Origin of the sequence: Streptomyces sp. NPDC000134 (genome assembly GCF_042899225.1) — a bacterium.
In the GTDB taxonomy this organism is placed as follows: Bacteria; Actinomycetota; Actinomycetes; order Streptomycetales; family Streptomycetaceae; genus Streptomyces.
Genome location: NZ_JBIAZN010000004.1, coordinates 352,477 through 364,509, shown reverse-complemented (window position 1 = coordinate 364,509; position 12,033 = coordinate 352,477). Strand labels below are relative to the sequence as shown.

12 protein-coding genes and 1 riboswitch are annotated in these 12,033 nt (G+C 71.3%); of the genes, 9 read left to right on the top strand and 3 right to left on the bottom strand.

The features are described 5' to 3' along the window. Window positions 1-97 precede the first annotated feature (97 nt). Entirely contained in the window at window positions 98-1,372 is a 1,275-nt protein-coding gene (locus ACFY32_RS08590; RefSeq protein WP_359193175.1) for an Ig-like domain-containing protein, read from the top strand. Between the two features lie 12 nt (window positions 1,373-1,384). Here the strand turns inward: ACFY32_RS08590 and ACFY32_RS08585 are convergent, their stop codons facing one another. After that, window positions 1,385-1,786: a hypothetical protein gene (locus ACFY32_RS08585; RefSeq protein WP_359193172.1), complete on the bottom strand. Its 402-nt coding sequence runs from the start codon at window positions 1,784-1,786 to the stop codon at window positions 1,385-1,387. A 177-nt stretch (window positions 1,787-1,963) separates the two neighbouring features. Here ACFY32_RS08585 and ACFY32_RS08580 point away from each other — a divergent pair, with 177 nt between their 5' ends. The 6 genes from ACFY32_RS08580 (at window position 1,964) to ACFY32_RS08555 (ending at window position 9,032) form a co-directional block, all read left to right on the top strand. Beyond that, complete coding sequence (locus ACFY32_RS08580) at window positions 1,964-2,584, top strand: heme-copper oxidase subunit III (RefSeq protein ID WP_359193169.1); 621 nt, start codon at window positions 1,964-1,966, stop codon at window positions 2,582-2,584. A gap of 65 nt (window positions 2,585-2,649) precedes the next feature. Then, entirely contained in the window at window positions 2,650-3,459 is an 810-nt protein-coding gene (locus ACFY32_RS08575; RefSeq protein ID WP_359193166.1) for a c-type cytochrome, read from the top strand. Continuing rightward, on the top strand, window positions 3,456-4,508 hold the full coding sequence (locus ACFY32_RS08570; RefSeq protein ID WP_359193163.1) for a Rieske 2Fe-2S domain-containing protein: 1,053 nt from the start codon (window positions 3,456-3,458) through the stop codon (window positions 4,506-4,508). Before ACFY32_RS08575 ends, ACFY32_RS08570 begins: the two co-directional genes overlap by 4 nt. Next, window positions 4,505-6,142, top strand: coding sequence for a cytochrome bc complex cytochrome b subunit (locus ACFY32_RS08565; RefSeq protein ID WP_359193160.1), 1,638 nt, complete (start codon window positions 4,505-4,507; stop codon window positions 6,140-6,142). Before ACFY32_RS08570 ends, ACFY32_RS08565 begins: the two co-directional genes overlap by 4 nt. A 133-nt stretch (window positions 6,143-6,275) precedes the next feature. After that, the gene (gene trpD / locus ACFY32_RS08560; RefSeq protein WP_390673753.1) at window positions 6,276-7,340 is read left to right on the top strand and encodes an anthranilate phosphoribosyltransferase; all 1,065 of its coding nucleotides are present in this window, start codon (window positions 6,276-6,278) and stop codon (window positions 7,338-7,340) included. Between the two features lie 82 nt (window positions 7,341-7,422). Further along, window positions 7,423-7,539: riboswitch (SAM riboswitch) on the top strand. Between the two features lie 131 nt (window positions 7,540-7,670). Continuing rightward, window positions 7,671-9,032 (top strand): aminotransferase class V-fold PLP-dependent enzyme, encoded by a 1,362-nt coding sequence (locus ACFY32_RS08555; protein ID WP_390673752.1) that lies wholly within the window; start codon window positions 7,671-7,673, stop codon window positions 9,030-9,032. A 72-nt stretch (window positions 9,033-9,104) separates the two neighbouring features. On the opposite strand, the gene ACFY32_RS08550 is transcribed toward ACFY32_RS08555, so the two are convergent. Then, window positions 9,105-9,386, bottom strand: a complete 282-nt coding sequence (locus ACFY32_RS08550; RefSeq protein WP_190208379.1) for an Lrp/AsnC family transcriptional regulator — start codon at window positions 9,384-9,386, stop codon at window positions 9,105-9,107. Further along, a complete protein-coding gene (locus ACFY32_RS08545) occupies window positions 9,383-10,144 on the bottom strand; it encodes a rhomboid family intramembrane serine protease (RefSeq protein WP_390673751.1) in 762 nt (253 codons plus the stop codon). The genes ACFY32_RS08550 and ACFY32_RS08545 overlap by 4 nt, the downstream gene beginning before the upstream one ends. 151 nt (window positions 10,145-10,295) lie before the next feature. Here ACFY32_RS08545 and ACFY32_RS08540 point away from each other — a divergent pair, with 151 nt between their 5' ends. Beyond that, on the top strand, window positions 10,296-10,535 hold the full coding sequence (locus ACFY32_RS08540; RefSeq protein WP_359193146.1) for a hypothetical protein: 240 nt from the start codon (window positions 10,296-10,298) through the stop codon (window positions 10,533-10,535). A gap of 33 nt (window positions 10,536-10,568) precedes the next feature. Further along, on the top strand, window positions 10,569-11,912 hold the full coding sequence (locus tag ACFY32_RS08535; protein ID WP_359193143.1) for an NYN domain-containing protein: 1,344 nt from the start codon (window positions 10,569-10,571) through the stop codon (window positions 11,910-11,912). Window positions 11,913-12,033 lie beyond the last annotated feature (121 nt).

Sequence of the window (12,033 nt, the reverse complement as noted above, 5' to 3'; positions counted from 1 at the left end):
CCGTCAGGAGCGTCCGGGCCCCTCGTCGTGCGCCACCGCCTCACCCGTCCGGGCGACCCGCCGTGCCGCCGCCGGGGAACCTTCCTACGTTGAGGCCATGAGCCACTCAGTGAACTCCCCGGCCCGGGGGCGCACCGCCGTCGGCTGCACGCTGCTGGCGATGGCCCTCGGCGCGGCCTGCGCGGGCTGCGGCGGCGACGACGACCCGCTGGCGGCCAGGCCCTACGACGCGGCGGGCCAGATCTCCTTCGACGGGCCCGCGGGCGGCGGCAAGAAGGCCGACCCGGACAAACCCCTGGAGGTCGTCGCCCAGGGCCCGGACGGGCGGATCACGGACGTCACGGCGGTGGACCGGGCGGGCCGCTACCTGGCGGGCGAACTCTCCGCCGACGGCGCCCGCTGGCACAGCACCTCACCGCTGGCCGCGAACACCTCCTACACGGTCCGGGTCAGCACCGAGGACCCGGACGGGGCGCCCGGCCGCGAGGTGCTCACCTTCGAGACCGGCCGGCCCACCACCGAGCAGCGCCTGGACGTGGCCTTCGGGCCCAAGGCGGGCACCTACGGCGTCGGCCAGCCGATCACCGCGGAGCTGAGCCGGCCGGTCGGGGACCCCGCCCAGCGGGCGGTCGTGGAACGGGCCCTGCGGGTGGAGTCCACGCCCGCCGTGGAGGGCGCCTGGCACTGGGTGGACGACAAGGAACTGCACTACCGGCCCAGGGACTACTGGCCCGCGCACGCCACCGTCCGGGCCCGCAGCGCCCTGGAGGGCATCAAGGTCGGCGACCGGACGTGGGGCGGCACCGCCAAGCCCCTGAAGATCACCACCGGGGACCGCGTCATCGCCGTCACCGACGCCTCGTCGCACACGATGACCGTCTACCGCGACGGCGAGGAGATCAAGCAGATCCCCGTCACCACCGGCAAGCCCGGCTTCGAGACCCGCAACGGCGTCAAGGTGGTGCTCGGCAAGGAAGCCTTCGTGCGGATGCGCAGCACCACCGTCGGCATCGCCGAGGGCTCCTCCGAGGCGTACGACCTGCCGGTGCACTGGGCCACCCGGGTGACCTGGAGCGGCGAGTACGTGCACGCCGCCCCCTGGTCGGTCGGCTCGCAGGGCTCCGCCAACGTCAGCCACGGCTGCACCGGCATGAGCACCGAGAACGCCGAGTGGTTCTTCGACACCGTCCGCGAGGGCGACCTGGTCGAGGTCGTCAACTCCTACGGCGACACCATGGAGACCTTCGGCAACGGCTTCGGGGACTGGAACCTCGACTGGGACAAGTGGCGCACCGGCAGCGCCGTGCTGGGCGGCGGCGTCAACGCCCCGGGACCGCAGGACGCCTCCCGCCTCCGCCCGACGGCCGCCTGAGCGAGCGCCCCCTCAGGCGCTCTGCAGCTTCTGCTGCCGCAGCAGGTCGGCGAGCGCGGAGGCGAACTCCACCGGCTCCACCGGCAGCGTCACCGCCGCGTCCGCCCGGCTCCACGTCGCCAGCCAGGCGTCCTGCGGCCGCCCGATCAGCAGCAGCACCGGCGGGCACCGGAACACCTCGTCCTTGATCTGGCGGCACATGCCCATGCCGCCCATCGGCACGGCCTCGCCGTCCAGCACGCAGACGTCGATCCCGCCCCTGTCCAGCTCCTTGAGCACGGCGGCCGGCGTCGCGCACTCGACGAACTCCACCACGGGAGCGTCCGGAGCCGGCCTGCGGCCGGTGGCGAGCCGTACCTGTTCGCGGGTGTTGGAGTCGTCGCTGTAGACCAGCACCGTGGCGGTCGGCTGCATGCTTCCTCCGATACGTAGGAGCCCGTTGCGCCGGATGCTACTCCCTCCCACACCCCGTCAACAGCGCCCGGAACACGGCCGCCACGCGCGGTCGGCTGGGCCATCCGGGCAGTACAGGGAGGGCGAACACTCCGAACGGCACCCCCGGGAGTGAGGGCGGGATAAGCGACCGACATAATGTCGGTCGTGGCGACAGCAACGACAGTAGATACCGGGCACGCGCACCCGTCGGTCAATCGGCCGAACCTCACCAGCGTCGGAACCATCATCTGGCTGAGTTCCGAGCTGATGTTCTTCGCGGCCCTCTTCGCGATGTACTTCACCCTGCGATCGGTGACCGGTCCCGAGTTCTGGAGTGAGAAGGCGGACGCCTTGAACTTCCCGTTCTCGGGGACCAACACCGTCATCCTGGTGCTCTCCTCCCTCACCTGTCAGCTCGGCGTGTTCGCCGCCGAGCGCGGGGACGTGAAGAAGCTCAGGATGTGGTTCATCGTCACCTTCGTCATGGGTGCGATCTTCATCGGCGGTCAGGTGTTCGAGTACACCGAGCTGGTCAAGCACGAGGGCCTCTCGCTCTCGTCCGACCCGTACGGCTCGGTGTTCTACCTGACCACCGGCTTCCACGGCCTGCACGTGACGGGCGGTCTCATCGCCTTCCTGCTGGTCCTCGGCCGCACCTACGCGGCCCGGAGGTTCACCCACGAGCAGGCGACCGCCGCCATCGTCGTGTCCTACTACTGGCACTTCGTCGATGTCGTCTGGATCGGCCTCTTCGCCACGATCTACATGATCAAGTAGGCGCGGACCGCTCCCGCGCCATTCCAGAAGCATCGACGCAGAAGATCCTGACACCGGGGTAATCCGTGAAAAAGCTCTCCGCACGACGACGCCATCCGCTGGCGGCACTCGTCGTCCTACTCCTCGCGCTGGCATGCACCGGGGGGCTCTACGCCGTGTTCGCGCCCGCGGACAAGGCGCAGGCCGATGAAACGGCCCAGTCCCTCGCCATCGAAGAGGGCAAGCAGCTCTACGCCGTCGGCTGCGCCACTTGTCACGGCACCGATGGTCAGGGCACCACCGACGGCCCCAGCCTGGTGGGCGTGGGCGCCGCGGCCGTCGACTTCCAGGTGGCCACCGGACGGATGCCGGCCCAGCAGCCGGGCGCCCAGGTCCCGAAGAAGAAGAACATCTACTCGCAGGCCGAGATCGACCAGCTCGCCGCGTACATCGCTTCGCTGGGCGCCGGACCGTCCATCCCCACCGAGCAGCAGTACGGCCCGGAGGGCGCGGACATCGCCAAGGGCGGTGAGCTGTTCCGCACCAACTGCGCGCAGTGTCACAACTTCACGGGCAAGGGCGGTGCCCTCACCCACGGCAAGTTCGCGCCGAATCTGGAAGGCGTGTCGGCCAAGCACCTCTACGAGGCCATGCAGACCGGTCCGCAGAACATGCCCTCGTTCCCCGACAGCACGCTCACGGAACAGAACAAGAAGGACATCATCGCGTACCTGAACGCGGTCAACGGGGAGGACACCGTGAGCCGGGGCGGCCTCGAGCTGGGCGGCATCGGGCCGGTCGCCGAGGGCCTCTTCGGCTGGATCTTCGGCCTCGGCACCCTCATCGCCGTCGCCGTGTGGGTCGCCGCTCGGACCGCAAAGGCCAAGAAGTCATGAGTAGCCAACACATTCCAGAAGAGAACCTGCCCGCCGCGCAGGCCACCGCCCGCGGCGAGGTCGCGGACGAGAAGCACCCGTTCGCCGACCCGGGGCTGCCGCCCCACGAGCACCGCGTCCAGGACGTCGACGAGCGGGCCGCCAAGCGCTCCGAGCGCAGCGTCGCCCTGCTGTTCACGGTGTCGATGCTGGCCACCATCGGCTTCATCGCCTCCTTCGTGGCGATCGACCACGAGAAGTCGGTCTACGTCTTCCCGCTCGGCCACATCAACGCGCTGAACTTCGCCCTCGGCCTGACCCTGGGCCTGGCGCTGTTCTGCATCGGCGCGGGCGCGGTCCACTGGGCCCGCACCCTGATGTCCGACGTCGAGGTCGCCGACGAGCGGCACGCGATCGAGGCCACCCCCGAGGTCCGTGCCAAGGTGCACGCCGACTTCAAGCAGGGCGCCAAGGAGTCCGTGATCGGCCGTCGCAAGCTGATCCGGAACACCATGCTCGGCGCGGTCGCGCTGGTGCCCCTCTCCGGCGTCGTCCTGCTGCGCGACCTCGGCCCGCTGCCCGAGGACAAGCTGCGCCACACGCTGTGGTCCAAGGGCAAGCTGCTGGTCAACATGAACACCAACGAGCCGCTGCGTCCCTCCGACGTCGCGGTGGGGTCACTCACCTTCGCCAAGCCCGAGGGCCTGGAGGAGCACGACCACGGCTTCCAGAACGAGATCGCCAAGGCCGCCTTGATGATCGTCCGCATCCAGCCGGACGACATCAAGGACAAGCGCGAGCTGGAGTGGTCGCACGAGGGCATCGTCGCGTACTCGAAGATCTGCACCCACGTCGGTTGCCCGATCTCGCTGTACGAGCAGCAGACGCACCACGTGCTCTGCCCCTGCCACCAGTCCACCTTCGACCTGTCCGACGGTGCCCGGGTCATCTTCGGTCCCGCCGGTCACGCCCTGCCGCAGTTGCGGATCGGCGTGAACGACGAGGGTTACCTCGAAGCGCTCGGCGACTTCGAAGAGCCCGTCGGTCCTGCATTCTGGGAGCGCGGATGAGCACTCAAAAGAGCACCACGACCCGCTCCCGCGGGAAGGCACCGGCCGGCGAACGTGTCGCCGACTGGGCCGACGGCCGGCTCGGGATCTACTCCCTGGCCAAGGCCAACCTGCGGAAGATCTTCCCGGACCACTGGTCCTTCATGCTGGGTGAGGTCTGCCTCTACAGCTTCCTCATCATCATCCTCACGGGTGTGTACCTGACGCTGTTCTTCCACCCGTCGATGAACGAGGTGGAGTACCACGGCAGCTACGTCCCGCTGCAGGGACAGCTCATGAGCGAGGCCTACAAGTCGACGCTGGACATCAGCTTCGACGTCCGGGGCGGTCTGCTGATCCGGCAGATCCACCACTGGGCGGCGGTCGTCTTCCTGGCCGGCATGTTCGTGCACATGATGCGCGTCTTCTTCACCGGCGCGTTCCGCAAGCCGCGTGAGATCAACTGGCTGTTCGGCTTCCTGCTGTTCGTCCTCGGCATGTTCACCGGCTTCACCGGTTACTCGCTCCCGGACGACCTGCTCTCCGGCACCGGTGTCCGCTTCACGCAGGGCGCGATCCTGTCCGTGCCGATCGTGGGCACGTACATCTCGATGTTCCTGTTCGGCGGGGAGTTCCCCGGCGACGACTTCGTCGCCCGGTTCTACTCGATCCACATCCTGCTGCTGCCGGGCATCATGCTCGGGCTCGTGGTCGCCCACCTGATCCTGGTCTTCTACCACAAGCACACCCAGTTCGCGGGTCCCGGCCGGACCAACAAGAACGTCGTCGGCATGCCGCTGATGCCGGTCTACATGGCGAAGGCCGGCGGCTTCTTCTTCCTGGTCTTCGGCGTCATCTCCATCCTGGCCGCCGTGGCGTCGATCAACCCGATCTGGGCGATCGGCCCCTACCGGCCCGACCAGGTCTCCACCGGCGCTCAGCCCGACTGGTACATGGGCTTCGCCGAGGGTCTGGTCCGCGCCATGCCGGGCTGGGAGATCAACTTCTGGGGTCACACGCTCGTCCTGGGCGTGTTCGTCCCGCTGGTGATCTTCGGCCTCTTCCTCGCGGCGATCGCCCTGTACCCGTTCATCGAGTCCTGGGTCACCGGCGACAAGCGCGAGCACCACATCCTGGACCGCCCGCGCAACGCCCCGACCCGCACCGGTCTCGGCGTCGCCTGGGTCACCGCGTACATGATCATGCTGATCGGTGGTGGCAACGACATCTTCGCCACCCACTTCCACCTGTCGATCAACGCGGTCACCTGGTTCGTGCGCATCGGCTTCTTCGTGGGTCCGGTCATCGCGTTCGTCATCACCAAGCGGATCTGCCTCGGCCTCCAGCGCCGGGACAAGGACAAGGTGCTGCACGGCCGCGAGTCGGGCATCATCAAGCGCCTGCCGCACGGTGAGTTCATCGAGGTGCACGAGCCGCTCAGCCAGGAGCAGCTCTACACGCTCACGGCGCACGAGCAGTACCAGCCGGCCCAGATCGGCCCGGCGGTCGACGACAACGGCGTCGAGCGCAAGGCCAAGAGCACCGAGAAGCTGCGCGCCAAGCTCAACAACGCGTACTACGGCGAGGGGTCGCAGATCCCGAAGCCGACCGTCGAGGAGTACAAGGAGATCACCAGCGGCCACGGCCACCACTGATCTCCGCGCGTCGCCACACGACGATCGAAGGGCCCCGTCCGGTGTTCGGACGGGGCCCTTCGGCGCGGTCCCGGGCTGGATAGGGTGGGGGGCGACTTCTCCCGACCGCACACACACGACCCAGGAGCGGCTGATGAGCGCTGTGACCCCCGCTGGAGGCGACACCGCGGCGGGCCGTTCCTGGCCCGCCGTGCTGAACGGCCTGCTGGGCGGCCGGGACCTCTCGGCCGACGAGGCCGCGTGGGCGATGGACCGGATCATGCGCGGCGAGGCGACCGACGCGCAGATCGCCGGGTTCGCGGTCGCGCTGCGCGCCAAGGGCGAGACCGTGGACGAGATCACCGGCCTGGTCCGCACGATGTACGAGCACGCCAACGTGATCCAGGTGCCCGGGGACACCGTGGACATCGTCGGCACCGGCGGCGACGGCGCCAAGACGGTCAACATCTCCACCATGTCCGCGATCGTCGTCGCGGGCGCCGGCGCGAAGGTCGTCAAGCACGGCAGCCGCGCCGCGTCCTCCGCGTCCGGCGCCTCCGACGTGCTGGAGAAGCTCGGCGTCAATCTGGAGCTGACGCCGCGGCGGGTGGCCGAGGTCGCCGAGGAGGCCGGGATCACCTTCTGCTTCGCGGTGAAGTTCCACCCGGCGCTGCGGCACGTGGCGGCGGCCCGCGGCCAACTGGGCATCCGGACGGTGTTCAACTTCCTGGGCCCGCTGACCAATCCGGCGCGGGTCCGCTCCCAGGCCGTCGGCGTGGCCGACGCCCGGATGGCGCCGATCATCGCCGGGGTCTTCGCCGAGCGCGGCAACTCCGCGCTGGTCTTCCGCGGCGACGACGGCCTCGACGAGCTGACCACCACCGCCACCTCCCGGGTGTGGACGGTCCGCGAGGGCGAGGTCACCGAGGAGACCTTCGACCCCCGGGACGTCGGCCTGGAGATCGTGCCGGTCGAGGCGCTGCGCGGCGCCGACGCCTCCTACAACGCCGACGTGGCCCGGAAGCTGCTGGGCGGCGAGCCCGGCCCGGTACGGGACGCCGTGCTGCTGAACGCGGCGGCGGCGCTGGTCGCCCTGGAACCCGGCGACGGGCCGCTGCCGGAGCGGGTCCGGGCCGGGATGGACCGCGCCGCGGAGGCGATCGACTCGGGCGCGGCCCGCCGGGTCCTGGAGCGCTGGGTCGCCGCCAGCCACGCCTGACGGGCCGGACCCTGTGACGTACGTCCCGCGATCCGGACACGGGTTGCGGGACGGCGATCACCTCCCGTACGTTTCTGCACCAGGTCATGAGTGACAGTCATCAGGCCCCGGCCGACTGTCCGGCAACCCTCCGTCCGTGGCGGGGTGCCCCGGGTGAAGACCAGGCCGTGGACAGCAAGGTCCACGGCAAGCGCGGACCCCTCGCCCGCCAGGGGTCCTGGTCGTCGAGGAGCCTTCCGTGAGCAAGCGAATGCGCTAGGGCCGCCGAGCCCCGCCTCCGCACACCCCTTCTCTCCTTTTCTCCGCGCCTGCCTCTCACGGGAGTCCGCCATGTCCGTACCCACCGCTGTCTCCGCTCCGCTGCCCGTCCTCGGCCGCGAGGTCACCGTCCCCCTGGTCACCGGCGGCGAGGTCGCCTACGCCGCGCTGGACTACGCCGCCAGCGCCCCCGCGCTCCAGCGGGTCTGGGACGACGTGGCCGCCTACGCCCCGTACTACGGCAGCGTCCACCGGGGCGCCGGGTACCTGTCGCAGTTGTCCACCGACCTGTTCGAGAACGCCCGCCGGACCGTCGCGGAGTTCCTGGACTGCCGCGAGGGCGACCAGGTCGTGTTCACCCGGTCCACCACCGACTCGCTGAACCTGCTCGCCGCCGCGCTGCCCGCCGACTGCCAGGTCTTCGTCTTCGAGACCGAGCACCACGCCGCGCTGCTGCCCTGGCGGGACGCGGACGTCACCTTCCTGGACGCCCCGCGCACCCACGGCGAGGCCGTCGCCACCCTGGAGCGCGCGCTGGCCGACCGCGACCCGCACGGCCCCGCCCTGGTCTGCGTCACCGGCGCCTCCAACGTCACCGGCGAGCTGTGGCCGGTGCGCGAACTGGCCGCCGCCGCCCACGCGCACGGCGCCCGGATCGTCCTGGACGCCGCCCAGTTGGCCCCGCACCACCCGGTGAGCGTGACCGGCCTGGACGTCGACTGGGTCGCCTTCTCCGGGCACAAGCTGTACGCCCCCTTCGGCTCCGGCGTGCTGGCCGGCCGCGCCGACTGGCTGGGCGCCGCCGAGCCCTACCTCGCGGGCGGCGGCGCCAGCCGCAGGGTCGCCCGGCGCGCGGACGGGGGAGTGGACGTGGAGTGGCACCAGGGCGCCGCCCGGCACGAGGCCGGCTCGCCCAACGTCATCGGCGCCTACGCCATCGCCTCCGCCTGCAAGGCCCTCACCGAGGCCGGGTTCGAGACGCTGGTCGCCCGTGAGCGGCACCTGATCGAGAAGGTGCGCGAGGGCCTCGCCGAGGTGCCCGAGGTCCGGGTCCTCTCCCTGTTCGGGGACGACGCCCCGCGCGTCGGCGTCCTCTCCTTCGTCGTCGAGGGCTGGAACAGCAGCCACTTCGCCGCCGCCCTCTCCGCCGAGTACGGCATCGGGGTCCGCGACGGCCTGTTCTGCGCCCACCCGCTGGTGCGCACCCTGCTCGGCAGCGACCCGGAGACCCAGGGCGAGTGCGGCGCCCCCGAGGCCGCGCCCGGCGAGAAGTCCCTCAACGCCGTCCGGGTCAGCTTCGGCGCGGGCACCCCCGACGAGCACGTGGAGCGGTTCGTGACCGCCGTGCGCGAACTCGTCCGGGACGGCGCCCGGTGGAACTACCGTACGGAGGGCGGGCGCTGCGTGCCGGACACCTCCGCCGCGGCGGCGTGAGCCGGTGACCGCGCCGGACCGCGGCCGGGCCCTTCGCCGGGCCCGCCGCCCGGTCGCTCCGGGCCGGGTCGCTCAGCTCTCCAGGCCGATGGCGAACGCCGCCTCCAGGTCATGCTGCGAGTACGTGCGGAACGCCACGTGCGTGTCCGTGCCCTCCACGCCCGGGATCTTGCTGATCCGGCCCGGGATGATCTCCGCCAGGTCCTCGTGCTGCCGCACCCGCACCATGGCGATCAGGTCGTAGGTGCCGGTCACGGAGAAGACCTCGCTGACGCTGTCCAGCGCGGCGATCCGCTCCGCGATCTCGGGAATCCGGTCCACGCTGGTCTTGATGAGGACGATCGCGGTGATCACGGTGGGTTCTCTCCCTCGGGGACGGGCGCTGGGCTGCTGCTCACTCTAGTCCTCCGCCCGGGACGCACCCAGGCGACCAGGAAGCCCAGGCCGAAGCCGACCAGGTGGGCCAGGTACGCCACCCCCGGGCCGTCCCCCGCCCGCCCGGCCGCCAGCCACTGCAGGGCCGCCCAGAACGGCAGCACGACCCACGCCGGGAACCGCAGCGGCAGGAAGAACAGGAACGGCAGCAGACTGGTCACCCGCGCCCGCGGAAACAGGTGGAGGAACGCCCCGAGGATGGCCGAGATGGCTCCGGAGGCGCCGACCAGGGACTGCTCGGAGCGGGAGTTGGCCACCGCGTAGCCCAGCAGCGCCAGGTAGCCGCAGCCGACGTAGAACACGGTGAACCGCACGCGGCCCATCCGTTCCTCGGTCATCGCGCCGAACACGTAGAGGAAGAGCATGTTGCCGAGCAGGTGCACCCAGCTCCCGTGCACGAACAGGGCCGTGGCCGGGGTCAGCAGGGCCCTGGGGGAGCCGTCGAACAGATCGGCCGGGATCACGCCCCAGTGCCGGAAGTAGGCGCGCTGCGCGGCGAGCAGCCCGTCGCCCGAGCCGTACGCCGGGCTGACGCCGGCGGCGGGGCCGGCCAGGAAGAGCAGACAGCACAGGACGATCAGCCCGTACGTCACCGGCGCCGCCGTCCCCCGGGCGGTGTGGCCGGATCTCGCCGTCCTGATCCTGTGCGCGAGGGCCGTGCTCCAGTTACGGATCATGGCTACAGAGCATGGCGCAACGGGACGTAACCGGAGGAACCGCCTCGCCGCCGTGGACTGGCGGGCGGCGGACACGCCCCAGGCCGTAGGGTTACGAGCCACACGTACCGGGGAGGCCGGTGCGCCGGGCGACACTGGAAGAGAGCGAACAGTGACGGTTCCCCTGCCCACGGACACGACACGGTGGCGCTGCACCCTCTGCGGCAATCTCACCCGCTTCGACGTGACCCGCTCGTCGAAGATCGTGGAGTACGTCCACCTCGATCTGGCGGGCGAGCCGAACGTCGAGGAGCGCGAGGTGCTCAGCGAGCGCGTCGAGTCGGTGCGGTGCCGCTGGTGCAACGCGGTGGACCAGGTGGAACTGGTGGACAGGCCGGGCGCCGGCTCCTAGGCGGAGCGGGCCCGCACGCGATTGGGGTGACGGATGGCGCAGACACACGGCGGGGGGCCGGACGACGGCACCGCTGAGGTGCTCGACCGTCCCCTGCCCGACGGGGTGCGCCGCAGGGTGGTGCAGATCGTCTCGGACGGCTTCGGCGCGCTGACCCTCGCCGAACTGCCCGCGCAGTTGCGGCAGTTCGCCCGGTTCACGCCGAGCCGGCGGGTCAAGTTCGCGGGCAACGCGATGGCCGCCGCCGTGGAGACCGATCCGCTCTTCCGCCAGCGCATCGGCGAGCGGCTCAGGGAGATCCAGCCGGAACTGGCCGACGCCCTCGACTCCGGTGCCCCGCCCCCGGCCGCGGACCCGCTCGACGTGGCGGCCGCGGCCTACGTACTGCGGCCGGCGAGCTGGGTGAAGCTGGTGGCCGCCGCGGGCGAGGAGGCGCAGCGCGCCGACGCCGAGCGCGCCGGCGAGGAGACCCGCGCCGAGCTGGACCGGCTCCGCGCGGAGCTGGAGCGCGCCCGGGAGCAGGGCCGCGCCGAGACCGAGAGGCTGCGCGGCGAGCTGGAGGGGGCGCGCAAGGAGACCGAGTCCCTGCACCGCAAGCTGCGCTCGGCGCTCAGCGACGTCCGGCGCGGCGAGGCGGCGCTGCGCAAGGCCCAGGGCGAGCTGGACTCCGTGCGCGCCGACGGGCAGGCGCAGGTGTCCGCCGCGGAGAGCGAGACCCGGCGGCTCAAGGCCCGGCTCAGCGAGGCGGAGGCCGCCCTGGAGGCCACCCGCCGGGCCGCCCGCGAGGGCCGCAGCGTCGAGGACATGCGGGTCCGGCTGCTCCTGGACACCCTGCTGGACGCCACCCAGGGGCTGCGCCGCGAGCTGGCGCTGCCGCCGGTGTCCGTGCGCCCCGCCGAGACCGTGGACGCCGTGGAGCCCGGCCGGATGACGCCGAAGGACATCGCCGCCCGCGCGCTGTCCGAGCACGACCCCGCCGTCCTCGACCAGTTGCTGGCGCTGCCCCAGGCCCATCTGGTGGTGGACGGCTACAACGTCACCAAGACCGGCTATCCGCAGATGCCGCTGGAGAAGCAGCGGCTGCGGCTGCTCGGGCAGCTCTCGCAGCTCGCCGCGCAGACCGGCGCCGAGGTGACCTGCGTCTTCGACGGGGCCGAGCTGGTCGCGCCGGTGCTGCTGGCGCCGCCGCGCGGGGTGCGGGTGCTGTTCTCCAAGCCGGGCGTCACCGCGGACGAGCTGATCCGCCAGTTGGTGCGCGCCGAACCGCCGGGCCGGCCGGTCATCGTCGCCTCCACCGACCGGGAGGTGGCCGACGGGGTGGCCCGCGCGGGGGCGCGTCCGGTGGCCTCGGCGATGCTTCTCAAGCGGCTTTCCTGACGCCTGCCGTACCTCCGCCCCATGCGCAACGTACCGGCGCAATGCCGGAATTGGGCGGTCCGTCACGCGACGTAGGGTCAATCGGGCATCACCGCACGTGAGTCGGGGCAGAGAATCGCGG

Bases quoted from the DNA above. Each gene is read 5' to 3' on its own strand.
- ACFY32_RS08565 (WP_359193160.1), top strand. From the start codon at position 4,505: ATGAGCACTCAAAAGAGCACCACGACCCGCTCCCGCGGGAAGGCACCG.
- ACFY32_RS08570 (WP_359193163.1), top strand. From the start codon at position 3,456: ATGAGTAGCCAACACATTCCAGAAGAGAACCTGCCCGCCGCGCAGGCC.
- ACFY32_RS08535 (WP_359193143.1), top strand. From the start codon at position 10,569: ATGGCGCAGACACACGGCGGGGGGCCGGACGACGGCACCGCTGAGGTG.
- ACFY32_RS08555 (WP_390673752.1), top strand. From the start codon at position 7,671: ATGTCCGTACCCACCGCTGTCTCCGCTCCGCTGCCCGTCCTCGGCCGC.
- ACFY32_RS08590 (WP_359193175.1), top strand. From the start codon at position 98: ATGAGCCACTCAGTGAACTCCCCGGCCCGGGGGCGCACCGCCGTCGGC.
- ACFY32_RS08580 (WP_359193169.1), top strand. From the start codon at position 1,964: ATGTCGGTCGTGGCGACAGCAACGACAGTAGATACCGGGCACGCGCAC.
- ACFY32_RS08545 (WP_390673751.1), bottom strand. From the start codon at position 10,144: ATGATCCGTAACTGGAGCACGGCCCTCGCGCACAGGATCAGGACGGCG.
- ACFY32_RS08585 (WP_359193172.1), bottom strand. From the start codon at position 1,786: ATGCAGCCGACCGCCACGGTGCTGGTCTACAGCGACGACTCCAACACC.
- trpD (WP_390673753.1), top strand. From the start codon at position 6,276: ATGAGCGCTGTGACCCCCGCTGGAGGCGACACCGCGGCGGGCCGTTCC.